The organism is Winslowiella sp. 2C04, assembly GCF_050037805.1.
Classification (GTDB): Bacteria; Pseudomonadota; Gammaproteobacteria; order Enterobacterales; family Enterobacteriaceae; genus Erwinia; species Erwinia toletana_A.
Genome location: NZ_CP188300.1, coordinates 2,901,941 through 2,924,376, shown reverse-complemented (window position 1 = coordinate 2,924,376; position 22,436 = coordinate 2,901,941). Strand labels below are relative to the sequence as shown.

21 protein-coding genes are annotated in these 22,436 nt (G+C 45.9%); 18 read left to right on the top strand and 3 right to left on the bottom strand.

The window, feature by feature from the left end:
• Positions 1-41: 41 nt before the first annotated feature.
• The 6 genes from ACP3TC_RS13130 to ACP3TC_RS13105 are packed head-to-tail and all read left to right on the top strand — an operon-like array spanning position 42 to position 6,044.
• Entirely contained in the window at positions 42-626 is a 585-nt protein-coding gene (locus ACP3TC_RS13130) for a hypothetical protein (protein ID WP_313856894.1), read from the top strand.
• A complete protein-coding gene (locus tag ACP3TC_RS13125; RefSeq protein WP_313856895.1) occupies positions 627-1,940 on the top strand; it encodes an ABC transporter permease in 1,314 nt (437 codons plus the stop codon).
• 10 nt (positions 1,941-1,950) lie between these two features.
• Positions 1,951-2,733, top strand: coding sequence for an outer membrane lipoprotein-sorting protein (locus ACP3TC_RS13120; RefSeq protein WP_426816614.1), 783 nt, complete (start codon positions 1,951-1,953; stop codon positions 2,731-2,733).
• Complete coding sequence (locus ACP3TC_RS13115) at positions 2,733-4,100, top strand: hypothetical protein (protein WP_426816613.1); 1,368 nt, start codon at positions 2,733-2,735, stop codon at positions 4,098-4,100. The genes ACP3TC_RS13120 and ACP3TC_RS13115 overlap by 1 nt, the downstream gene beginning before the upstream one ends.
• 10 nt (positions 4,101-4,110) lie before the next feature.
• Positions 4,111-5,031: an ACP S-malonyltransferase gene (locus tag ACP3TC_RS13110; protein ID WP_426816612.1), complete on the top strand. Its 921-nt coding sequence runs from the start codon at positions 4,111-4,113 to the stop codon at positions 5,029-5,031.
• Positions 5,016-6,044, top strand: coding sequence for a hypothetical protein (locus ACP3TC_RS13105; protein ID WP_426816611.1), 1,029 nt, complete (start codon positions 5,016-5,018; stop codon positions 6,042-6,044). The genes ACP3TC_RS13110 and ACP3TC_RS13105 overlap by 16 nt, the downstream gene beginning before the upstream one ends.
• A gap of 102 nt (positions 6,045-6,146) precedes the next feature.
• Here the strand turns inward: ACP3TC_RS13105 and ACP3TC_RS13100 are convergent, their stop codons facing one another.
• Entirely contained in the window at positions 6,147-6,830 is a 684-nt protein-coding gene (locus tag ACP3TC_RS13100; protein ID WP_426816610.1) for a molecular chaperone, read from the bottom strand.
• Positions 6,831-7,710: 880 nt separating this feature from the next.
• Here ACP3TC_RS13100 and ACP3TC_RS13095 point away from each other — a divergent pair.
• The 9 genes from ACP3TC_RS13095 (at position 7,711) to ACP3TC_RS13055 (ending at position 17,444) form a co-directional block, all read left to right on the top strand.
• On the top strand, positions 7,711-8,523 hold the full coding sequence (locus ACP3TC_RS13095) for a winged helix-turn-helix domain-containing protein (protein ID WP_426816609.1): 813 nt from the start codon (positions 7,711-7,713) through the stop codon (positions 8,521-8,523).
• Positions 8,520-9,023 carry a hypothetical protein gene (locus tag ACP3TC_RS13090; RefSeq protein ID WP_426816608.1) on the top strand — a complete coding sequence of 168 codons (504 nt, stop codon included), beginning with the start codon at positions 8,520-8,522 and terminating at the stop codon, positions 9,021-9,023. The genes ACP3TC_RS13095 and ACP3TC_RS13090 overlap by 4 nt, the downstream gene beginning before the upstream one ends.
• A 434-nt stretch (positions 9,024-9,457) precedes the next feature.
• Positions 9,458-10,006, top strand: a complete 549-nt coding sequence (locus tag ACP3TC_RS13085; protein ID WP_426816607.1) for a fimbrial protein — start codon at positions 9,458-9,460, stop codon at positions 10,004-10,006.
• 108 nt (positions 10,007-10,114) lie between these two features.
• On the top strand, positions 10,115-10,873 hold the full coding sequence (locus tag ACP3TC_RS13080; protein WP_426816606.1) for a fimbria/pilus periplasmic chaperone: 759 nt from the start codon (positions 10,115-10,117) through the stop codon (positions 10,871-10,873).
• A complete protein-coding gene (locus ACP3TC_RS13075) occupies positions 10,857-13,451 on the top strand; it encodes a fimbrial outer membrane usher protein (RefSeq protein WP_426816605.1) in 2,595 nt (864 codons plus the stop codon). The genes ACP3TC_RS13080 and ACP3TC_RS13075 overlap by 17 nt, the downstream gene beginning before the upstream one ends.
• A 132-nt stretch (positions 13,452-13,583) precedes the next feature.
• Positions 13,584-14,924 (top strand): fimbrial usher protein StbD, encoded by a 1,341-nt coding sequence (gene stbD / locus ACP3TC_RS13070; protein WP_426816604.1) that lies wholly within the window; start codon positions 13,584-13,586, stop codon positions 14,922-14,924.
• Between the two features lie 22 nt (positions 14,925-14,946).
• Positions 14,947-15,624 (top strand): fimbria/pilus periplasmic chaperone, encoded by a 678-nt coding sequence (locus ACP3TC_RS13065; RefSeq protein WP_313856909.1) that lies wholly within the window; start codon positions 14,947-14,949, stop codon positions 15,622-15,624.
• Between the two features lie 100 nt (positions 15,625-15,724).
• Entirely contained in the window at positions 15,725-16,324 is a 600-nt protein-coding gene (locus tag ACP3TC_RS13060; protein ID WP_313856912.1) for a helix-turn-helix transcriptional regulator, read from the top strand.
• Between the two features lie 223 nt (positions 16,325-16,547).
• On the top strand, positions 16,548-17,444 hold the full coding sequence (locus ACP3TC_RS13055; RefSeq protein WP_426816603.1) for a substrate-binding domain-containing protein: 897 nt from the start codon (positions 16,548-16,550) through the stop codon (positions 17,442-17,444).
• A gap of 95 nt (positions 17,445-17,539) precedes the next feature.
• On the opposite strand, the gene ACP3TC_RS13050 is transcribed toward ACP3TC_RS13055, so the two are convergent.
• Both ACP3TC_RS13050 and ACP3TC_RS13045 read right to left on the bottom strand, forming a co-directional pair.
• Positions 17,540-18,754: a sugar transporter gene (locus ACP3TC_RS13050; RefSeq protein ID WP_313856914.1), complete on the bottom strand. Its 1,215-nt coding sequence runs from the start codon at positions 18,752-18,754 to the stop codon at positions 17,540-17,542.
• 162 nt (positions 18,755-18,916) lie between these two features.
• On the bottom strand, positions 18,917-19,366 hold the full coding sequence (locus ACP3TC_RS13045; RefSeq protein WP_426816602.1) for a DUF4385 domain-containing protein: 450 nt from the start codon (positions 19,364-19,366) through the stop codon (positions 18,917-18,919).
• A gap of 290 nt (positions 19,367-19,656) precedes the next feature.
• On the opposite strand from ACP3TC_RS13045, the gene ACP3TC_RS13040 reads away from it, so the two are divergent.
• The 3 genes from ACP3TC_RS13040 (at position 19,657) to ACP3TC_RS13030 (ending at position 22,434) form a co-directional block, all read left to right on the top strand.
• On the top strand, positions 19,657-20,397 hold the full coding sequence (locus ACP3TC_RS13040; protein WP_313856917.1) for a YoaK family protein: 741 nt from the start codon (positions 19,657-19,659) through the stop codon (positions 20,395-20,397).
• A 144-nt stretch (positions 20,398-20,541) separates the two neighbouring features.
• Positions 20,542-21,354: a hypothetical protein gene (locus ACP3TC_RS13035; RefSeq protein ID WP_313856919.1), complete on the top strand. Its 813-nt coding sequence runs from the start codon at positions 20,542-20,544 to the stop codon at positions 21,352-21,354.
• 84 nt (positions 21,355-21,438) lie between these two features.
• On the top strand, positions 21,439-22,434 hold the full coding sequence (locus ACP3TC_RS13030) for a LacI family DNA-binding transcriptional regulator (RefSeq protein WP_313856921.1): 996 nt from the start codon (positions 21,439-21,441) through the stop codon (positions 22,432-22,434).
• Positions 22,435-22,436 lie beyond the last annotated feature (2 nt).

Here is a 22,436-nt window from a genome sequence, read left to right as displayed (position 1 = left end):
TTTTTTTGCTTGGCTTATTCATTGCTGCACAGAAGATCGCTGTGGCTGCACCGCTGCCGGCAGTGGAGAAAGTGATACAACAAGGTTTTCCCAGCCAGGCTGACGCGTTGTTAAACACCAGCAATCAGCTGTTTGATGAATATCACAGCGAAAAAAATATCACCTCACTGATATTTTACTCCTACGCCATGCTGCGACTGGCAAATCACTTTGAAGCGGTTAACGACTACGTCAACGCTTCAGAGTACGCCAAATTGGGATTTTTTTACCTCGATGAAGCGGTGGATTCCCATGAAGAGAATCTGCGCGTTCGTTATTTACGTGCGCGTATCGATGCTTATTTACCGGCAGGTTTGGGGCGCTGCGTGGTTACGTTGAATGATACCGATATATTGTTAAAACAGAGCGATAAATTTGATGCTGATATCCTTGCGCAGATTAACTATATGCGTTATCGCGCGTTGTCCAGTTGCAAGGAAAATGCACGCGCTGATGCATTGCTGAAACAGATGAAAAACGGCAGCGCGACGCAATTAAGATTATTGGCGCTGGAGGCTGACAGCACGCCTGCATGGGATTTGAATGAAGTCTCACAGATTCTGATGCCTTTGGTAAAAGGTGAGTAAATGAATATTGGAATGATATTAACCAGCATTGCTGTTTTAATGATTTTATGCTTTTTAATGTATAGCGTGTTATTCACCGCGCAGGATACCAAATTTGCCTTTCTGAATTTGTTCCGGCATAAAAGACGCTCATTTTCGACCATTTTTGCCATCATCCTCGGTGGCGTAGCGATATTCCTCTACGGCGGCTTTATCGACTACTCCTTCTGGATTCTGAAGCAGCAAACGGTACGTACCAATATCGGTCATATTCAGATCTATGATAAGTCATACTTTGAGACCTCGAACAAAAGTAAAAGCATCATTAATAATTATCAGGGGTTGAAAGCCGATATTATTCATGATCCGGAGTTATCGAAGTATATTTCGACCATCTCTGGCCAGCTTGAGTTCACCGGGGTAATTTCACAATATGAGCACGAAACCTCCAGCTATTTTTCCGCACTGGGAGTAGAGCCGTTACCGGCATTAAAACTCGGTTCTTTCGACAAACTGGTTTCCGGTAGCGATCTGTCACGCATTAAACATGACGAAATAACCCTGGGAAGTGGTCTGGCAAATACCCTCAGCGCACGCTATGCCGACTGGGTGGATCTGCTGGTGGTCAACAGTCACGGCGGACAGGGGGCATTATCGCTTAAGGTTCGCGGTATTTTTTCTTCAGGAATTAAAGATTACGATGATGTCGCAATGAAAATGCCGCTGCAAACCGCGCAGCGAGTGATGGCCACTGACGGCGTCAGCAAATTTGTTATTTTGCTGAAAGACGATCGGCAACTGGATGAATTTAGCATCAAGCTGGAAAAATTTATCGCTGATAAGCAGCTGCCGTTGATAGTGAAAAACTGGAAAGAGTTATCGATATTTTATCAGCAGGTAGAAGGTCTGCTGTCAGGTATCTACTTCTTTATCAAAGTGATCGTCGCGCTGATCGTGATCTTTATGATCGGTAATTCGATGAGCATGAACATTCTCGAAAGAACCCGTGAAATCACCACATTGAGGGCTATTGGTCTGCGGCCTGCCCATGTCTCGCGACTGTTTCTGTTAGAGGGAATCTTTATTGGCGCGATTGGCGCGATCGGCAGTCTGATTATCGGTTTTGCTCTGGCCGGGATAATTAACCTGAAAGGCATTGCGATGCCGCCGTCACCGGGCCAGTCCCAGGGTTACAACGCCTTTATCAAAACCGATAACTTCGATTTGTACTGGATTACCCTGGTGCTGCCAATCCTGACGGCGTCACTGGCATCAATACTGCCGGCGCTTAAGGCATCCAGACTCAATATTTCAGATGCATTTAAATCAGTCTAGGAACAACCAAATGAAAGTTTGCGCATCTTTATCGTTATTCTCTTCTCTGCTGCTTTCGACGCTGGCATGGGCTGATTCTGCACAAACTACCGCGCTGGAAATTATTCGCCAGTCTGACGATGTACGTTCACCGAATCAACCCTTCCGCTACACCGTTACGGTGCTGGAGTATAAACCGGGCGCGGCCGATCCGACCAACAAGCAGGTTCTGGATGTTTCCATGCGCTTTCTTAAACCTGAGGCGAATAGCGAGGCCGATGCACGCTCGCTGGTACGCTTTATTTTCCCGCCAAGGGACAGGGGGAAAGTGATGTTATCCGACTGGTATGATTTGTGGTTTTACACGCCGGAATTGCGACGCCCAATTCCCATCTCCCGCCAGCAAAGACTGTTAGGTCAGATTTCCAATGGGGACGTCATTGTCACTAACTTTGAATATGCCTATAACGCTAAGCGGCTGGACGACCAACCTTGCGGTGACAATATCTGCTACCAGCTGGCGCTGGAGCGCAAGTCGCCGGATGTAACCTATCCAAAAGTAAACTATCTCGTTGAACAGGGTAGCTATCGTCCGTTTAAAGCCGCCTATTTTTCACTGGATGACAAACTTATGAAAGAGGTGCTGTATCAGGATTACCAGCCGCTGCTTGGTAAGCACAGGCCAGCGAAAATCGTGGTAACCGATGCGCGCCACGGCAGTGGTTATACCGTAATGGAATACAGCAATTTAAGATTTGAATCGCTGCCGCTGTCGCATTTTACTAAGGAGTATATTCAGCGGGGGGGCAATTAATGTCTGTTATTCGCTGGCTGATGCTGCCGATGCTGTTGCTGCCAGCGGAAAGGGTGGCGGCCTGCCTGTCTGACGCCGATCTGGAACTGTTTGGCCAGATCGCTTACGTGCGGAAAATGCCTTCAGCCTGGCAAATAGACGGGGATAATCCATACCGCGCCAATAATGGTTATAACGACCTGGCGGTTAAATACAGTAATCGCTGTCAGCTGATTGAAGATCGGCTGAGTTTCAGTGTTGCTCTGTATGGGCTGGCTTATTATCCGTTCCAGACAACCGGCGCATTTGAAAAAGATGATAACCGGATGAGAGTGCTGTTTGATCGGTTAAGTCTCTCTTACAACCTTTCCGATACTGTCAGGCTGGATGCTGGCAAAATCAGAAATAAGGGAGGGCTGTTTTACCTTAAATCCCCGGCTGGTCTGTTGAATAACGACTATGCAGGATTTAAACCGACGCGGATAAACCATCCCGCTATGAAGCAGGCCTATACCGAGTCCTTCTGGGGCGCAGTGCTGTCAGAGGATAGTGCGGATCGCTCCCTGTCATTAACGGTAGCGCCAAAATTTACGCACATTGATAAGCGCTATGAGTCCTCCAGTAACTGGTCTGCGCTCGAACGTTCGAACAGCAGCGATCGTTATTTACTGACTTACACCGATTATCGCTTTGACAATTTTACGCCGTCAGCCAGCCTCATGCTGGGTGATTCAAAATCCCTGGCGCTGGCTAACAGTTACAACCTGTCTCCGCAGTTGATCTTCAATGCCGAATTAGCCTGGCATATGCAACAGCAGTGGCGTCATCTGGATAGGGATAGTGCTGAGAGAGTGCAGAATTACGCTTTTCCAGAGGAGCTGTACCGCACCAATGATAAACAGGGAATTGAGCTGGCGCTGGGAATGCAGTACACCACCGACCGCTTTAGCCAGTTTGGCGTAGAGTATTATTTTCAGAGCGAAGGCTATTCTGCTGCGCAATGGCGCAAACAGACCGATTTAATAAAATTTCTCAATCAGAGAACCCATTACGCGCCGCTGGATAACGCCTTCGATGCGTATAAATATTTAATGGCATCTGAAATCTACAACACATCCAGTAAAGGTAACTTGCTGGGCAGGCATTACCTTAACAGTTACGCCAGTATCCTGATGCAGGATCAGTCCAGCCTGAAACCCTGGGTTGTGATTAATATGCTTGATAAGAGTTCGATTGTGGGGATTACCTATACCAAACCGCTGGATAAATGGAGCAAGCAGCTGGAAATCTACACCGGCGTGTATGCCGCTTTTGGCAACAAGGATTCCGAATTCGGCCTGTTTGGCGAAACGCTCGGAAATTATTTAGGTTTTAATTATCATTTCTAAGGTTTTTGTTATGGAAATTAAGCAATCACAGCCGGTCGCCTTTATGTTTGCCGGTCAGGGCAATCCCGTCATCGGTATGGGTTCAGATTTATGGGATATTAATGATGTTACCCGGCAGATCTGGGATTGTGCCAGCGATATTTCTCAGACGGATATTCGCCGTCTTTGTCTGAAAGGGCCAATGAATAAACTGGTGCAAACCACCTGTCAACAGGTGGCGGTTACGGCGATTAATGCCACGCTGTTTACATTGTGTCGTGAGAAAATTGAGACGTCAAAGGTGGTGGGATTATGTGGCCACAGTGTAGGTGAATACGCTGCATTATATGCGGCCAATTCCGTCACGCTCGAAGACCTGTTTAAAATGATCCACTTTCGCTCAACGTTGATGAATGATCTGAGTAAAGTGAATAAAGGTGCAATGTACGCCGTAAAAGGTATTGATTATCAAACGATAATCGACCTGATTGCCCGATCTGACGCTGAAGTGGATGTCAGTTGTGATAATAGTCATCGGCAGCAGGTTATCGGCGGAACCAGTGCATCATTGACGGAATTTTCCCGCACTCTGACGGCTGGCGGCTATGAGACGGCAAAACTTGGTGTCAGCGGCGCCTGGCATACCCGACTGATGGCAGCGGGAGTGCAGCAGATGCGAGACTTTTTAGCCACGGTAGAGATTAAACGCCCACAGTACGACGTGCTGATGAATGTTACCGGCAGGCCAGAAGCCGATCCGGCGATGATTAAAGAGAATTTATCGCTGCACTTAACCCATACCGTAAAATGGACTGAGTCGATGGAGCATTTATTAAACAATCCTATGGCACCATTGCTGATTGAGGTGAGTAATAAAGCTTATCTCGGGCATATGCTGAATGATTTTGACGGCTTCGCGCCGGAAATGACGCTGCATTGCAGAAAGTTTTAAATATTTACTGGTGCGCTATGATTCCCGATTATCTTAAATTTATCCGTTTTCAGGATAAAAGGCTGGTTCTTTTTTTCTATTCTGTGCTGTTTGTTGTTCTGGGTTTTTACTGGAAGAATAATGACTACAAGGTGACACAGCACGATGTGTGGTTCATTAGTGGGCTACTATCTATTATGCTGTTTAATTTTATTTATGAACTAAAAGCCTGGTGGGCATACAGTTATGTTATAGGTCGTGTCGATGTCGATGCTTTTACAGGGAAACACTGTAGTCCTGCGCTGATTTTTTTATCACGGCCAACGATTATCAGTGCGCTGTCAATATTCGTCTTTTGGCTCATCGTTAAATGTTGCCTGATGCTACCCTCGATGATCTACAGCGTCATCTGTCTGTATGTCTTGTCACCGCTATATATCTTGTTGATATTTCGTTGGCTCAGGACCGTTTATATCAGGCAGTTGCTGACAACGGTTTCAACTGGAGTACGCTATAGAAATCTTTATCAATATCTGGGATGCTATATTTTACCGGTTGCCTTGATTAACCTGATATCTGTCAGTCCGTTGGCTGCTAATTCGGACTTTTCCTTAACTGAGGGATTCTTTTCAGCCAGGCTAATGATTGCCATGCTGATTTTATGTGCGGTGGTATTGGCGATTAACCTGATATTTTCCTTGTTATCAAAACGGTATGTTTTTCTCGGCCGAGTGTTCTTAAAGGAGATTGACTTTTTCTTCTCAAAATCAATCCCTATCCATTCGCTGTATGCAAAGCCGTTTATCATCAGAGTTCTGCTATTGCTGCTGGTTGTGGCAGTGTGGATTGTCTGTATCAGCAGCGCACTTAGCCTGTTACAGTGGCAGATCGGATTTGAAACCTACTTTATACTCTGTTTTATGCCTTGCCTGGCTTATTACTTCTTGCATACATACTGGCACTGGCATAACGAATTTATGATGTCGTGTGATATGTACTTCCGTTATGAAGAGTTTAATAAGCGTAATAACTGACGGCTAACGGATTTATGACGCAGTCGTAGCTGAAAACACCCCGTAGATGCGGGGCGTTTTTTTCAGCATGCTATCCTGCAACAAGGCTAAACAAGCTAAAAGTTAGCTTGCTGATTTAAAACAACCTTCACCCAGATTTTGATAACGTCCCATGGCGACAATAAACTTCTTATTATTGGCTTTGGCAATGGGGGAGCGGTACTCCTCACCGGGCAGCATATAAAATTGAGTAGAGCTTTCATCATCGCCATTACAGCCTTTTTGAATAATCACCCGAAAAAAGGTGTTGCCGGTGTTATGAATCGTGCCGTTGGCTTCATCAATCTTGAATTCCAGTTTCGCCTTACGCGGTCTGACCACGAGGAAGGTACTCATGGATACCACCGGAATAATATCGGTATTCTGGTTTTGATTCCTGAACGGGAAAATCTGAATGGGTGACTCTTTGAATACTACCCGATAATAACGCTCAATATCATCCTGCGGGCCGCGATAGTACAACTTGAAATACTCTTTGCCATCAGGCTGAACGGTAAATTTCAGCGGTGAGTACACCACTTCCATCTCTCCGCCGTCGATACGGTTTTCCCCGTGTTTACCGGGCTTATCGATTTTATACGCCGATACGGTGTACAGATTGGTACGTGATGTGTCATTGACCATCGGGCGAGAGATAAATTTTTCGTCCGGCTGCATATCGAAAACCAGAGAATTAAAGTATGCCGCACCGGCAGGAAATATAAAGCTGTTAAGGCACACCAGTAAGCAAGGCCGGCAGAGTTTCATGTTTTTCTTCTCCATTACAGGTCAACACCCATCCAGCTGGCAGTGACCTTGATCTCACCGCTGGCGCTCAGGGTATCCATCCAGTTAAGAGATGGTAAAATTTGAGCGTGAATAGGTTCAATCATAATATCCATTTGATTTTAGGTTGATATAGTACGAAGTGAAACTGTAATTGGCAAGCTATCAAGCAGATTCACGATATATTTATAAATTAGCAATATTCTTAATATCTCGCGACTAATAACATCAAAAATAAGATCCGATTTATGTATAACTAAGCCGATTGCAGTAAGAGGATAATTTACTGACCAGGATTATCTCTTAGGGGATTAAGAATAATTCCTGAACAGGAATGCACGTTTTGTGCGAGTGGCGGTAAAATAAACAGAGACTCGACTTCCGCGTTGAAAGAGGTCAGCAAACCTGCTCCGGGTTAAGAGGGCTGAAGAGTTGTCAGCATTTAACTAATTTACTTTAGCAGATTGTCCCGTAGAGTGGTGGTATATTAAGGTAATCAACTGGTTGTCATTTTGCGTATGGTAAAAAATGTTAGCTTTCTCGCCTAATGCCAAACTAAATAGCATTTGCTGTATAGTTTAAAATTGGGAAAATTCCTATTATACTGGCCATGACCTGACTAACAGTTGTACTTAACGTAAATTCACCAATTCTTAAATATTGATTAACCTTTTGCATAAGTTTGCAACGATTCTGGCACATTCATGTAATGTAGTCTATATGTTTAGTTAATGTGACGGGATTGTGGTTGTGGATCTTCGCTATCGAAGAAAATTTAAAATCATTAAGTGCAGTTAACAAGTGAAATATTTATTAATAAATAGTAAATATTAAGTTATTAATTAATTTTAGCAGGTAGCTTGTGGCTATTTATACCATCAACTCTCGTGTTATTTTTAACGATCAAATGGGCTCTTTAAGCCTTACAGAAGGGCGTGAAGACCCAACTATCCTTGCTGCGCCAGCATCAAGGTTATTGATCCTGTTGATTAAGAACAATAATAAAGTCCTTACCCGTGATGAGATACTGACAGAGGTTTGGGAAAATCATGGACTGGTGGCGTCGAGTAATAATCTGTATCACTACATCTCGGTTATCAGGAAATCCCTGGCAAGTCTCGGAGAAGACAATATTATCGTTACACTGCCAAAAGTCGGATTTTCTATGAAGGCTTTATCAATAGTGACCGAAAGTGAAGAGAAAAAAAACGTATTGCCTTATGTGGAAGAGGTTCTTGATAAGCAGGACCTTCACAAGATTAAGTTAACAGAAAACAATACGCATATCAAAAAAAAGCCATTTAATTTTGTAAGCTATAAGAGGAATATAGCTATTGCTGCAGGCTTTTGTATATTGTTAGTAATCATTTTAGTGATTTTTCTAAGTTACTACAAAAGTAATCAGGTTTATTTTAATTATCCTCCAATTGATAAAATAAATAATTGCAACATTTATCCCTTAAAGAAAGCTTTACCGGGCCTGGATAATCTGGCTGTCAATGAGGTGAAATCTAAACTGGAAAAATATAAATTGGATTGCAACAGAGATGCCAATGTATATTTTTCTAATGAGAGAGGATATAAGTTAATATACTACTGTACACTTCTGTCTGGCACCATCCCCAATCCGCAAGACTGCTTTAATATCATTGTCGATGATGAGGTTTCATTATGACATTTTTTAGCAGAAAACTTAAAGGTGGAGTCTATATATTACTATTTATCTTTCTTGCTTTTTTATTGACCTTCAGCGAAAACAGAAAAGGGAGTGCGCCTGGCATTTTTCCTTACCGGATTTGTAAAGCTGAATTAAAATTACTTGATTTTAGAAATGATAATATCAAAACTGCTAATATCAGGCTTTTTTTTCTCTTCAACAGCAATCAATCCGGAAATATGGAGTTCTCAGGTAAAATTTTTGATGAACAGCAGGAATATTTAACGCGCGGAAGGATAGATTTTAACTATCAGTATAATAAAAATATTATGGAAATAACCGGCATACACAGAACGCTCAGTGACCGTGACATGTCTTCATTGCTGGGGGCAACTTTACCAGAATATTTGTCTGTGGATAAAGGCAGCATGATATTCAGCACGCGGATAATAAGCTCTTCGCAAGTGGTAGTTACTCGCTACAACGAACCGATTTATGTTATGACATGTAATAAATAGTCGATACCCCCTGCTTCTGAATGATGCGGGGGTGTCACTGCTTACCGTTAAACCCTTCACAGCCTACACTCTGAACACCCCTTCATCTTGTAATGCTACCCAACCCGCTTGGCTGCTCTACACCTGTTTATTTCCAGTACTCCCTCCTCTGAGCTGATAAAAAACGCTATTTATCAGCATGATCCGTCGAAAAGACAAGAGCCCTCTTGATTAATTCCTTAATATTCTTAGTGTAAAATACTGCTTTAATACTTTTTTTTGTCATTTAAAACATGTATTAACCTTAAGTGCAGTCAAATCTGTTGTGTTTTTCTTAATTACCAATACATAGTTCCATGCTTTTTTGGCAAAGATTAACATTATGCGGTCAGGTCAAACTAAGTAAATGTGAATTTTTTTATTAATAAGTGCTGGATCAAATTGAGGCGTAAGCAATGAAAGTTAGTCAAAAAGTGATGTGTTTAAGCAGTGTGCTGCTATCAGTTTACTCAGTGAGTGCTGCAGCAGTTTCGGACAACACCATCAGTTTTGAAGGTGAGGTGACGGCGCAAACGTGCACCGTACTGGTAAATGGTCAGGCGAGCCCGGTTGTTTTATTACCAACCGTATCCACAGAGGATTTAAAAACTGCGGGTACCACTGCTGGCACCACCAGTTTTGAATTTAATGTTAGTGGTTGCACAACCTCTGACGAGGCTTCCACTATCGGTGCGAAATTCACCGGTAATGCAGTTGATACTTCTACCGCAGGAGCGGGAACACTCGGTAATACGGGTACAGCAACCAATGTCAATATTCAGCTATTGGACAGTGCAAGTGCACCAATTGATCTCAATTCTACCTGGACAGGCAAAGGAGATATTGCGCTGGCAGCTGAATCTGCGGTCGCAACGCAAACCTATTATGCCCGCTATTTTGCAACGGGTGCTGCTGCTGCAGGTACGGTTAAAGCCTCTGTACAATATGCACTGAATTATCAATAAGCCGGTCTGAACCAGAATATGATGGCGGTTATCCTGCCATCATATTTTATCCAGTCTGAGATTTTTTATTCAGAGTCGACGTGGTGAAGAATAAATTAGGTTGTAAAAATGATTGCTGATACTACTGCGATAAACAGAATTAAGGGCATTGTACTGTTGGTCGCGTTGATGATTTTTTCCACACTGACCAATGCCAGCGTCACCATGATCGGTACACGTATAATTTATCCTGCTGAAAGCGCATCAGTGAATGTTGAGTTCGCTAATAAGGATATTATTCCTTATGCGGTGCAGGTGTGGATTGACAGTGGCGATGAAGAATCGACGCCAGCAACGGCGAAAGCTCCTTTTGTTGCGGCTCCTGCGTTGTTCCGCATTATGCCAGGCAGTGGTCAGGTTTTGCGTCTGGCGTACAGCGGTGGAAAAAACTTACCTCAGGATCGAGAATCGGTTTTTTTCTTTAACTTTTTACAGATTCCACCCGCTAACCTGGATAAAGACAGCGAGCAAAAACGTAACTCAGTGCTGGTGATGTTAAAAAATCGCGTAAAGATTTTCTATCGTCCTCAGTCAATCGCTAAAAAAATCAGAAATAATAAAGACGATATTCAGATTGCCACCCGTCAGGCTGGTGATAAAACGATAGTGAAAATCAATAATACATCACCTTTTTTTGTTTCGCTGGTGAATGTTAATATCAAATCAGGAAATAAAAAATATAACCGCAGTGCCGATATGTTAGCACCTTTTTCCCAGACTGAAATTAAATTCGAAAAGTTGCCATCAATGAAGAATTTCAGCGTGGAGCTAACCTCTATTAACGATCAGGGTGCATATGTGAATCATGTATATGAAATCACTGACTGATAGCTTATTGGCAAAACCTTATTCCTTGATAACGCTTTCAATCCTGGCTTGTTACCAGCCTGTGGTGTTGGCTGAGGACTTTTATTTTGATCCAGGGCTGCTGCAGGGGACCGGGTTATCGATTAATCTGGCGAAATTAAATGAAAAGGTGATAGAAACTGAAGCCGGGCGCTATCGGGTTGATCTCTTTGTTAATAACAGGTTAATTAAGGAGAATCTGGAGATCGCTTTTGGTTCTAAGCCCGGTGACTCTGCGGCCGCAACACAGCCCTGTTTTAGCGCAGAGGATATTAAACTGATTCAGCTTAAGCCAGACTCAGTGGCGGCAAATCCTGTAGATGGACAATGTGCATGGTTTTCAGATTTATCAGCAGGTTCTTCATGGGAGCTTGAGCAGTCTACACTGAAATTAAAGTTACTGATTCCGCAAAGCTCGCTGTACCGGCAGCCGCGCGGGTTTATTCCTGTTTCGCAGTGGGACAGTGGCGCATTAGGTTTGTTCAGTAAACATAACACTAACTATTATGAAACCCACAGTAGCGGCGGCTACAAGACCAAGACCCTGTGGAGCAGCATTAATAGCGGTACCAATATCGGTCTGTGGCAACTGAGGAATCTGTCTAACCTACGTTACAGCGAAAATAACAGCGTCAGGAGCCATAGCTGGGATAGCGTGCGTACTTTTGCACAGCGACCGCTGCCCTCAATCAGTTCGTTGGTCACTTTGGGCGACAGTTATACTAAGAGTAGCCTTTTCGGCAGTCTGGCGTTTAATGGCGTTAAACTGGAAAATGATTTGCGCATGTATCCACAAAGTAAACGTGGTTATGCGCCGGAAGTGCGCGGCAGTGCGGATACGACTGCGCGGGTGGTCGTGAAACAGTTTGGTAATACCATTTATGAAACCGTGGTTTCACCCGGCCCGTTTGTTATTGATGATTTATATAACACCAGCGGTCAGGGTGATCTTCAGGTAACCGTATTTGAAGCTAACGGCAAGACCTCAAGCTTTACTGTGCCTTACTCCGCGGTGCCGGATTCTGTGCGCCCGGGGATCTGGAACTATCAACTGGCTTTGGGTCGGGTCCGGCAGCATTACGAAGTTGATAACGAGTTCTTTGAAAGTGTTTTACAACATGGGCTAAGTAATCGCTTTACCGGTAATGCTGGCATACGACTGGCAAAAGATTATCAGGCGTATCTGATTGGCGGTGTGATGGCCACACAATTCGGTGCTGTCGGGGTTAACGCCACTTACTCGCACGCTAAAGCGGAGGATGACCAGACGCAGTCCGGCTGGCGTGCCGAAACCAGTTACAGCCGTACATTTGACAGTGGAACCAACCTGACGCTGGCGGCTTATCGCTATTCGACCAGTGGCTTCAGGGATTTACAGGATGTGCTTGGGGTCAGACGTTACCAGAACGGGGATACACAATATTATTCCGATTCACTGAATCAAAAGAACCGCTTTAGCGCTACAGTAGTACAAAATTTTGATAGTTTGGGATCGCTGTCATTAAATGCCAGTACGTCGGACTATTACAGCAATAATTCACGGATTACCCAGTTTCAGCTGGGTTACAGTAACAGCTATAAAAAAATCAGTTACAGCATCAATGTTGGACGACAGAGAACCAGTTACAGCAGCAGAAATAATTATGTCAGTAATTATGAAGACGATCAAAGCCGACAGAAATATACGGAAAATACAATATCAGTAGGGTTTTCGATGCCGCTGGAATGGGGTGATAGCCGACCGAATATTTCAGTCAATATGAACAAAAATAAGTCTTCAGAGTCGCTAACCACTTCGATGTCAGGAACATTGACCGAAAACAGGAATTTGTCATATTCGCTTTACAGTGGCGTAGAGAATTATCAACAGAGCAGTAATACCATGACGTGGGGCGGATCGTTGCAGCAGAATACTGCGAAGGGGACATTCCGTGGCTCATACTCTCAGGGCAACGATTATAAGCAATTAGGGCTGGGAACCTCTGGAACCTTGTTGATACATCCTGGTGGTGTCACCTATGGTCCATACGTCAGCGATACTTTTGCGTTGGTAAAAGCGGAAGGGGCTAAAGGAGCTGAAATTAAAAATGGCCAGGGTGCAAAAATAGACAGTTTTGGTTACGCGATTTTGCCTTCACTTTCGCCTTACCAATACAACACCGTCAGTCTGGATCCCAAAGGGCTTGATTCTCAGATTGAGATTCAGGGAGGGAGTCAGCAGGTGGTGCCGTATGCCGGTGCCTTTGTCCAGGTTAACTTTGAAACGTTATCCGGCCAGCAGGTATTAATTAATACCTTACTTGATCAGGGCCAGGTGATACCAATGGGAGCCGATGTTATGGATAAAGATGGCAATAATCTTGGAATGGTCGGTCAGGGTGGACAGATATACGCCCGAATTAATAATCAGTCAGGTGTGTTGTTTGTTAAATGGGGGGATGATGAGGTTCAACAGTGCAGGATTAATTATCAACTTCCGATAGCTTCGGGAAATGAGCTTGTTCAACTGATAGCGAAGTGTGCTATGGCTAATCCTGATAAGATTACAAATGAACGCTGATTATTATTATTTGGCAGCGGGATGACTTATGTTCATTATTGGTGATAAAGGTGTGGGCGAGGCTTAACGATATAGCCACGCCCCAAGGTTCCCTGACTTTCCTTATGGGTCAGTAATTCATATTGGTGATATATGTTAAAGAAAATAAAGATATTAATAGCTACGCTATTGATATCTACTCCAATTATTTCCCATGCAGTCTGTGTTCGGGTCATTAACACAACGTTGCTAACGGCAGATTTAATCTCCTCAGGATACACCGCTGCCAATTGGCTTGGTGCTTGTCATGCTACATGTGGTGGTAAGCTGGGCCTACCACCACAGATATCCATCACGACAAATAACTCATTTATGCCCGGAGGAACACTGCTTGCCAGCGCATCGGCAAGTTTTTTGACTGGAGCGCAGTCAACTGCATTTACTGCGAATCAAATACTATTCAGATGTGCTTTAGCAGACGCGGATTCTCTTTCTGAAGTATATACCGCGCAATCATACTACCCATTTTCAGGTGGTACGGAAACTACCGACATTGAGAGTGCTTATCATACATATGTTGATGGGGTTGCCGTCAGGCTAACTAATCAAAAAACGGGTAAGTATTTTACTGGGCGTTGGCAATCTCGTAAGTTGACCTCTGAAGACTGGGTTCAGGATGATACTTATATCTACATTCCGGCCAGCGCGTTTTCTGATGTTTATGTTGAAGTCTTTAAAACTGCATCTAAAGCAATTACTGGTATAACTACAACTCCATATCTATACCTTTACGCTTATGATGCCGGTTTTATTGCTTTTCGCGGACCTGGTTTACCAAGTGCTTGTATAGTTGATGGGGTGCTAGAAAGTGCTAATATTTGTGGCTGGTATGATAACTGGCCGGGAAGTTTCGGGCTATATAATGATGTAACTTTCGTTCGTGGTGCGATGTGTATGGTTAAAGAATATCCCTCAGTTGTTAATCTTCCAACCATAAGTAATTCATCACTTAATAATGGTGACACAAGTCAGAGTACATTTTCCATCAGTCTCTCTTGTGAGGACTCAGCCGTCTCCGGTGTCGGCAATGTTGGCACAGTTACGGCATCATCCGTTGTAGCAATGGGATTCTTAGTTAACCAGCCGTCGGCTGTTACTGCAGCGACCAATCTTGGTTTGCAGACAACCTCAGGTGGAATAACACATTTACTTGATACTAATTACGATTCGGAGGGGGTAGCTTCTGGTGTTGGTATCAGAATTTATGGTGAGAGTGGTAATGTACTTAATTTACTACCTTCAAAAACTACCCGCACCGGCAATGCCGGCGGTTGGTACGCTTATAAAGATCTAACTACCAGTCAGGGTGATTCTACCGACGGTGTCACAACGTATACCGGAAATTTCACTGCCTCTCTTGAGGCCATCAGTGGTCAAACAGCTACAGCAGGTACCGTCAATGCACAGCTTCAGGTGGTGGTCAGTTTTCAATAAAACCCTTTTTATAATGGGTTTTATGCTTTGCAGCACGGCGTTTAACGCCAATGCAGTGGTGAATGCGGAAAAAACTCGGGTGGTGTTTAACTCGGGTAGCCAGTCTGAATCACTTTCATTAGTGAACTCAGAGAAACAGCCAGTGGTGGTCCAGGTCTGGACTGATAAAGGTGACCCAACGGTCACACCGGATAAAGTGCAGACGCCGATTGTGATTGATCCTCCGGTTTTTAAAATGAAGCCGGGAGAGATACGTAACTTGAGACTGATATTACTGTCGTCGGGTAACTTGCCGCAGGATCGGGAAAGCGTATTTTGGCTTAATATTTTCCAGATTCCCCCTAATACCGCCAGCCAACAAGCCGGAGCGAGGCGGTTGGTACTACCGCTGAAAATCAGGATGAAGGTATTTGTCAGGCCTGAAAGCATTGGTGAATTAAAAGAGGCCGATGTTAATAAAATGAAGTTTGAAGTGGTCGGCATCGGAGCAGAAAAAAAGCTCATTATTAATAATCCGACCCCCTGGCATATTTCGCTGGCTGGATTAAAACTGGGTAAGGCAGAGTTTTCGCCGCTGATGGTTGAGCCTTATTCAAAGGTTGCATTGCCGATAGCGGCGGGAGTCACGCTCTCTGATAGCGTTGCGTATGAGGCTTTAAATGATCTGGGAACCCGCTGGCAAGGCAGGCAGGCATTATAAGCGCTTAGGTAAATATATTTTTATTACCAATCAAACTTATTGTGGTTGAGATGAATATTGTATTGAATTCCTTATGTATCTTTTTTAAATGAGTTTTAATATGAATATTTCAATAAATACTAAAAATAATTTTTATGCTAATGCGTTACTCGAACTGATCAAAGACGTTTATCATGACACTGTCTGTGAAAGTCCGCTGATAATTTTTGGAGAACAGGGGCGTTTTGAATCTGATATTGTGCTCAGTGAGTCTGAACAGAGCTTAAATTTTCCTGGGATCAGGATTTGTGAAGTTAAAACTCAGGTTTTTGTTCTGCTTGCAAAGGAGAGTGATAGGGATTATTGCGCCGATACTTGTAACCATGCCTGCAATTTGATTATCTGGCGTGACGATGATCTCGCCAGAGCCAGAGCCAAGATATCCCGGGCCATCTCCTTATTTCATGAAGTTTCCGCCGCAGAGTTCTGCATTCCGGATAAAGGAATCATAGCCGATTATTCTGCCTTAAACCAACGAGAGATAAGTGTTATTAAGTATTTTGGTCAGGGACTGAATACCAATTCAATAGCCAAAAAATTATATTTAAATTTTAAAACCGTCAGTCATTATAAACGCTCGGCAATGCGTAAACTTGGCGTGTCAGATGAGGCTGGTTTTTACTTTCATGCGTTAAAAATTGTTGGTCGCTATACATTGTAAACGGTTGTTCTGACCAGAGCAGGGCTGTAACTCTGCTTGCTGATTATGCGGTGACTTAATGCGGTCAGAGAAAAAAATTTGTGACTTGTCACTGTAGTATGCTCCATTTCTGAGGGTTACTTGTGTCTGACTGATAACAGAGAGTCGACAGAGTAATCCCTCTATCCGCCAAATTTGCTATTGTGTTTTTATCAGTCAATTCTGCGAAGAAATCGGATAACGAATGATGAATCACACCCTACAACAGATGCCGCCAAAGCAGAGTAGCAGCCATATCATCGGAGTCGTCAGCGATCAATTCACGCATCCTGCCAGCCTAAAGCTGCTGAATGAGTTGACCCGGCAACTTGATAAGCGTGGCTTTATCACCCTGTTGCTGAACGTCGACTCGCCAGAGAACTATTCATCGCTACTGGTGAACGCGGGAAGGCTACAGATTGATGGGCTGGTTTTCCTCGCCACCGTTTGCAGTGAAGAACTGAATCTCGCTGCCGCTCAGTTACCCTCTGTTCCGGCTGTTTATCTTTGTCGCAGTGAAGACGCCGATGCGCAGGTCGTCAGCGCAGATGATTACTATGCTGGCGCGGAAATAGGCCGTTTGCTGGTTGGGCAGGGGTTTCAGCGCTTTGGCTATATGAAAGGGCGGGATGATTCCAGCCATCAACGGCGGATGGAGGGCTATGCCGCCAGTCTGGCGTCGGCTAACATCATCGTTGATCAGCTTCTGGTGGCGGGCAGCAATGACCGGGAGCTGGCTTATCAGGCGATGATGCGTTACCTGAAACAGGCGCGGGCATCCGAGCGTATCAACGCGCTATTTTGTGAAAATGATCTGCTGGCGTTTGGTGCGATGCAGGCCGTTCGCGATTTTGGCCAGGGTGCGCATATTGCGGTTGTGGGTTTTGATGATGTAGATGAAGCGCGTTCATCAACCTGGCATCTGACCAGCTGGGCGCAGCGACAAGATTTACAGATTACCGAGGCGTTAAACCGCTTGTTAGATAATCGTGCCGATCGCAGCGGCGCATGGCAGCAAGGTGAGTTGCAAATTCGTCATTCGCATCTGGGTAAAACCGTGCAGGGCGAAATGTCAAAATGTGGCTGTGCCAGTCGTCATTGATTGCTTACGGGATTACAGGCAAAGCCGTTAACCAGTGATACGGGTGTTGAGGCAGGCACAACACCCGTATTTTAGGCGATTGTTCGCGATACTCGCTATTTAACTTCGCTTACCAGTGATTGTTCATCGTGGCGAGTCTGGCTGGTGGATTTTCGAAACATCAGGAAAGCCACTACCAGCGCCAGCAATGCAGGTACCGCCCCGATATAGCCCACTGAAGCCATTGAGATCTCAGTGCTGACTTTATTACCCAGCAGTGCGCCTGCGCCAATGCCGATATTGAAGATGCCTGAAAACATCGCCATCGCCACATCAGTGGCATCAGGTGCCAGCGTCAGCACTTTCATCTGCATACTCATGCCGATGATCATAAACGCCACTCCCCATAATAAGCAGAGGATCACCATGCCTGTTTCACTGACCGCCGCGCCAGATAACAACATCAGACAGAGCAATAACAGCGCGATCGATCCGGTGAGAATCCGGTTCAGATTAGCTTCGCCATATTTACTGAAAATATAGCTACCAGCGATGCCCGCTGCGCCCAGCACTAATAACAGCAGGGTGGCAAAATTCTCACTGAACCCCGCGACCTTCGCGACAAAAGGCTCAATATAGGTAAACGCGGTGAAATGCGCGGTGACGATGCTGACGGCAAGCAGATAAAGCCCCAGCAGCGCCGGACGGCGAAACAGCGCGTTCAGGCTTCTGATGGAGCCTGCATGTTCGGAAGACAAGTTCGGCATCACTTTTACTATCAGCCATAACAGCAGAAACGCCACGGCGGCGATCGCCAGAAACGTGACGCGCCAGCCGAAACCCTGGCCAATCATTCTGCCGAGCGGTAAGCCGAGTACCGACGCCAGTGCTGTAGCGGTGGCAATCAGTCCGAGCGCCTGCGCCCGCTTACCGGCTGGTGCCAGCCGTACTGCCAGCGAGGCGGTAATCGACCAGAATAATGCGTGAGCCAGAGCGACACCGGCGCGACTGACCAGCAAAATATTAAAACTGCTGGACCAAAATGACAGCAGATGGCTGCCGATAAACAAGCTGAATACCGTAATCAGCAGCGTGCGGCGATTGATATGGCTGGTCATCAGCATCAACGGCAAAGACATCAGCGCCACAATCCACGCATAGACGGTGAGCATAATTCCTGTTTGTGCTGATGCCATACCAAAGCTACTGCCAATGTCCGAGAGCAGCCCTACCGGGATATATTCGGTGGTATTGAAAATAAAGGCGGCCACAGCGAGAGTCAGTACGCGTGTCCAGGCGGTTTTACGTGAAACGGCGTTGATATCAGACATAGGCAATCAGCTCAGGTGGTGAAAAAGAAAGCGGGAGATTTTAGGCCCGCCTTAACAAATTTCAACCTAAATGTGATCTATGTCGCATTTTTCGCTTAGCTGAAGCATTGGCGATAAAAAATTTTTATTGCGCAGCTGCTGCTGTCCTACGGGGCGGCGTCTTCAACCATACTTAGCCTGATGATTTTTTTTACGCGCCAGGTAATCGTTATCCTGACGAATTTTATCCCAGTAAGACTTAAAGATGGCGGCGGCTTCGGCTTTTTCCTCATTCAGTTGATAAGGCAAAACCTTACCGTCAGCATCATATTTGCGTCCGCCCTGATGATTGGCGTAACGCCGGGCGCGGGTATAGCCCATCTGGATAAACTTGCGCGCCATATCCATACCGACAAACTCCTCAGCCGCGCGATATTCTTCGTATAATTGAAAGATTTTTTTGGCTGATACCTCAGCAATCGCCGGAGTTTTGAACCGCCAGTGCGGCAATATTTCACTTTTATACGGTTCCACCATCAGTACGCCTTGCTCGCCGCGACCGACCTGATAGCGTTCAGGCTGCTGACGAAAATTGATCGTTTTGAAATCCTGCTGATAGTCAAATTCTTTCACGGCTTGTTCTCTGAAGGACAATAGTGGGCTGTTAAGCAACGAGGCCTGAAGCCGTTTTATTTCTGCTATTCCGATAAAAATAAAGCAGATATCAGGCAGGCGTTTTTCATCGTTACTTTGCTGGCTGGCTATTTTAAAAGTAGATGAGAAAGTTAATAAATATAATTTATATCAACACGCTGTCAGCATCGTTTCAGTTTATTCTGCTTCCGCTTCTGTTATCTGAGGCTAAGCTGAATAAGTTATGACTGGAGTACAGGCTTTTTCCCATAACCATAATGGTGAATAATTTGCTGATTAAAAAGAAGAAAGCAAGGTCTCATACTGAAGACCGCTCGCTGGCATTAGTGCTGGCGACAACAGCAGGTGTGCTTAATGCGATGGCCTTTGGTGCATTTGGCTTTTTCCCTTCCCATATGACCGGTAATGCCTCTCAAATCTCCACGGAAGTTTCGGGTTCCGATCTTGATGATCTGCTGTTTCTTGCGCTGCTGATCGGCGCATTTATCGTCGGCTCAACCACTGCCCGATTGAGTGTAGTTGCCGGCCTGAAGAAAAATTTGCGGACGATTTATTGTCTTATTCTGTTGGTTGAAGGGGTGGCATTAACCCTGACGTCAATTTTTGAGACCGCTTTCTACGCGCGAAAAAACAACAATGAAATTTTGATGCTGCTCGGTTTTCTGATGGGCGTGCATAACTCCACCTCGACCCAGCTTTCAAACGGCCGGGTGAGGTCAACACACGTTACCGGTACGCTGACCGATGCGGGTATTGCCTTAGGATCGTTTATCTCGTCACTGGTCACCCATGCAGCTTATGCCGAGCGACGATTGCATCAGAAACAGCTTTATACGCATCTGACGACAATTTTCTCTTTTCTCTCTGGCTGTATTGCCGGATTTTTGCTGTTCAGATGGTTTGGTTTTGTGGCGATGATTGCTCTCGGCGTGGTGCTGATGCTGGTGGCGGTATCAGCCATTGTCGCCACGCTGCATCGGGCAGGTTTACGTAAATCCTCTGATATTTAGTGGCGCGGCTCACCTGTTGTGCAATCAACGGCAGGTGGGCAACAGAATTCTCTGAGATCGCCCCCGCGCACGTTCATCTCATTCGCGATATCCGCTATATTGCTGCGCAGGATCACAAAAAGCCTCTCAGGAAGCACAAGCATCATGATTAACCGATTTACCCTGGCCGCGATTACGGCGGCTGTATCACTTAGCGGATGCGCAAAACATTCAGTAAATGAAACCGTGGCCGATTTTAGCCAGGGTGACACGCTGGTCGAAGTGACGCATCTTCCGGCGCGTACCGCTGATGGGGCAACGATATTTGTTACCGTCGACGGTAGCGAAGCGGGTGCTCTGCCGGTGGGTGAAAGTATGGCGCTCCATGTGCCCGCAGGCGCACATCAGGTAGGAGGCTATGCGCGGTCGCTGATTGGTCGTGTCACTATCCCCTCGGTAAAAATCACTACCGCGCCCGACAGTACTCGTTATGTTGCTTACACCGTGACCAAAAGCAAACCGTTGTTTACTGAACTGAGCGAAGATCCGCATCCAGAAACGCCGCCGGTTCCGGCAGCGACCAAAAGCGAGAGCGCAAAAATATCGCCAACTGTTCAGAAAACAGAGCCGGCGCCGGCGGCGGAAACCGTTCAGAAACCTGAGATAGCTCAGGCAACGTCAGCGGCGGAGACCACCGAAACCGCAGCAGCAGAACCGGCTCAGGCAACGGTAGCGACTCCGGCAGCAGAACCGACTCAGACAACCGAAGCCAGTCCGGCAGCGGAGGCAGCTCAGACCACCGAAACCGCAGCAGCAGAGCCAGCCCAGGCAGCAGAAGCCGCTGCGGCAACGCCAGTGGATCAGACCACCGAAACCATGCAGGCAACGGAGACCCGTCAGGCATCTGAAACTGCAAAAACCTCAGATTCAGCGCCAGTCTCAGAGTCCGCACCAGCCTCAGAGACGCCGCAGTCTTAATCAACGCGGAATGTCATTTTTCCAGGTGCAGCCAGGCGCTTTTTGTGTAGGATCAGGCTATTGGCATTGGTCCCTGGGAGAGTTATGGCTTCGCTGAAAGAAGTGGCAAAGCTGGCATCGGTTTCGCTGATGACGGTATCAAGAGCAATCAATCAACCGCAGCAGCTGAAGCCTGAAACGCTGGCGCGAGTCCAGCGTGCCATTGATGCGCTGAATTACGTGCCCGATTTCTCAGCGCGCAAAATTCGCGGCAAAAGCAGTAAAGTCTCTACTCTCGGCGTTCTGGCGCTGGAAACCGCCACTACGCCGTTTTCCGTTGAGATGCTGCTGTCAATTGAGATGACCGCCAGAGAGTTTGGCTGGAGCAGCTTTCTGGTCAGTATTACTTCGCAGCAGGACAGTGAGCGGGCGGTGAATCAGCTGCTCTCTCAGCGCCCCGACGGAATTATTTACACCAGTATGGGCCTGCGTGAGGTCGATATCCCTGACAATCTGCTGGATAAAAATCTGGTGCTGGCTAACTGCATTAACCGTGGCAAGCCGCTGCCGGGCTATATTCCGGATGATTTTGCTGGCCAGTATCAGGCGATGAAAACGGTTATTCAGCGTGGCTATCGTCATCCTTTGTGCTTTTGGTTACCGCAATGCACGCCCGCCAGCATCAGCCGCCGTGCTGGCGCTGAGCAGGCATGGCGCGAAACCGGGCTGCCTGAGACGCAGTTGCGCCAGGTCCATATGACGTGGGGAGACGAGCATTATCGTGATGTGGTGGCGATACTGGACGCGGCGATAGTGCAGGGCAAAGCGAATTTTGACGTGCTGATTTGTGGCAATGACCGCATCGCGTTTCTTGCCTATCAGGTGCTGCTGTCCAGAGGGATTGCGATACCGCAACAGGTGGCGGTGCTGGGTTATGACAATATGGTTGGAATTGGCGACCTGTTTCTGCCGCCGCTGACGACCGTACAGCTTCCACATGTCGAAATTGGCCGCGAAGCGGTATTGCATCTGATTGAGCAACGCGGCAGTCAGGGGTTAGTAAAAATAGCCTCGCCCCTGCTGGAGCGGGCTTCTTTATAAAT

Bases quoted from the DNA above. Each gene is read 5' to 3' on its own strand.
- ACP3TC_RS13115 (WP_426816613.1), top strand. From the start codon at position 2,733: ATGTCTGTTATTCGCTGGCTGATGCTGCCGATGCTGTTGCTGCCAGCG.
- ACP3TC_RS13060 (WP_313856912.1), top strand. From the start codon at position 15,725: ATGAATATTTCAATAAATACTAAAAATAATTTTTATGCTAATGCGTTA.
- ACP3TC_RS13075 (WP_426816605.1), top strand. From the start codon at position 10,857: ATGAAATCACTGACTGATAGCTTATTGGCAAAACCTTATTCCTTGATA.
- stbD (WP_426816604.1), top strand. From the start codon at position 13,584: ATGTTAAAGAAAATAAAGATATTAATAGCTACGCTATTGATATCTACT.
- ACP3TC_RS13030 (WP_313856921.1), top strand. From the start codon at position 21,439: ATGGCTTCGCTGAAAGAAGTGGCAAAGCTGGCATCGGTTTCGCTGATG.
- ACP3TC_RS13055 (WP_426816603.1), top strand. From the start codon at position 16,548: ATGATGAATCACACCCTACAACAGATGCCGCCAAAGCAGAGTAGCAGC.
- ACP3TC_RS13110 (WP_426816612.1), top strand. From the start codon at position 4,111: ATGGAAATTAAGCAATCACAGCCGGTCGCCTTTATGTTTGCCGGTCAG.
- ACP3TC_RS13065 (WP_313856909.1), top strand. From the start codon at position 14,947: ATGCTTTGCAGCACGGCGTTTAACGCCAATGCAGTGGTGAATGCGGAA.
- ACP3TC_RS13090 (WP_426816608.1), top strand. From the start codon at position 8,520: ATGACATTTTTTAGCAGAAAACTTAAAGGTGGAGTCTATATATTACTA.
- ACP3TC_RS13125 (WP_313856895.1), top strand. From the start codon at position 627: ATGAATATTGGAATGATATTAACCAGCATTGCTGTTTTAATGATTTTA.
- ACP3TC_RS13085 (WP_426816607.1), top strand. From the start codon at position 9,458: ATGAAAGTTAGTCAAAAAGTGATGTGTTTAAGCAGTGTGCTGCTATCA.
- ACP3TC_RS13035 (WP_313856919.1), top strand. From the start codon at position 20,542: ATGATTAACCGATTTACCCTGGCCGCGATTACGGCGGCTGTATCACTT.
- ACP3TC_RS13100 (WP_426816610.1), bottom strand. From the start codon at position 6,830: ATGAAACTCTGCCGGCCTTGCTTACTGGTGTGCCTTAACAGCTTTATA.
- ACP3TC_RS13080 (WP_426816606.1), top strand. From the start codon at position 10,115: ATGATTGCTGATACTACTGCGATAAACAGAATTAAGGGCATTGTACTG.
- ACP3TC_RS13050 (WP_313856914.1), bottom strand. From the start codon at position 18,754: ATGTCTGATATCAACGCCGTTTCACGTAAAACCGCCTGGACACGCGTA.
- ACP3TC_RS13120 (WP_426816614.1), top strand. From the start codon at position 1,951: ATGAAAGTTTGCGCATCTTTATCGTTATTCTCTTCTCTGCTGCTTTCG.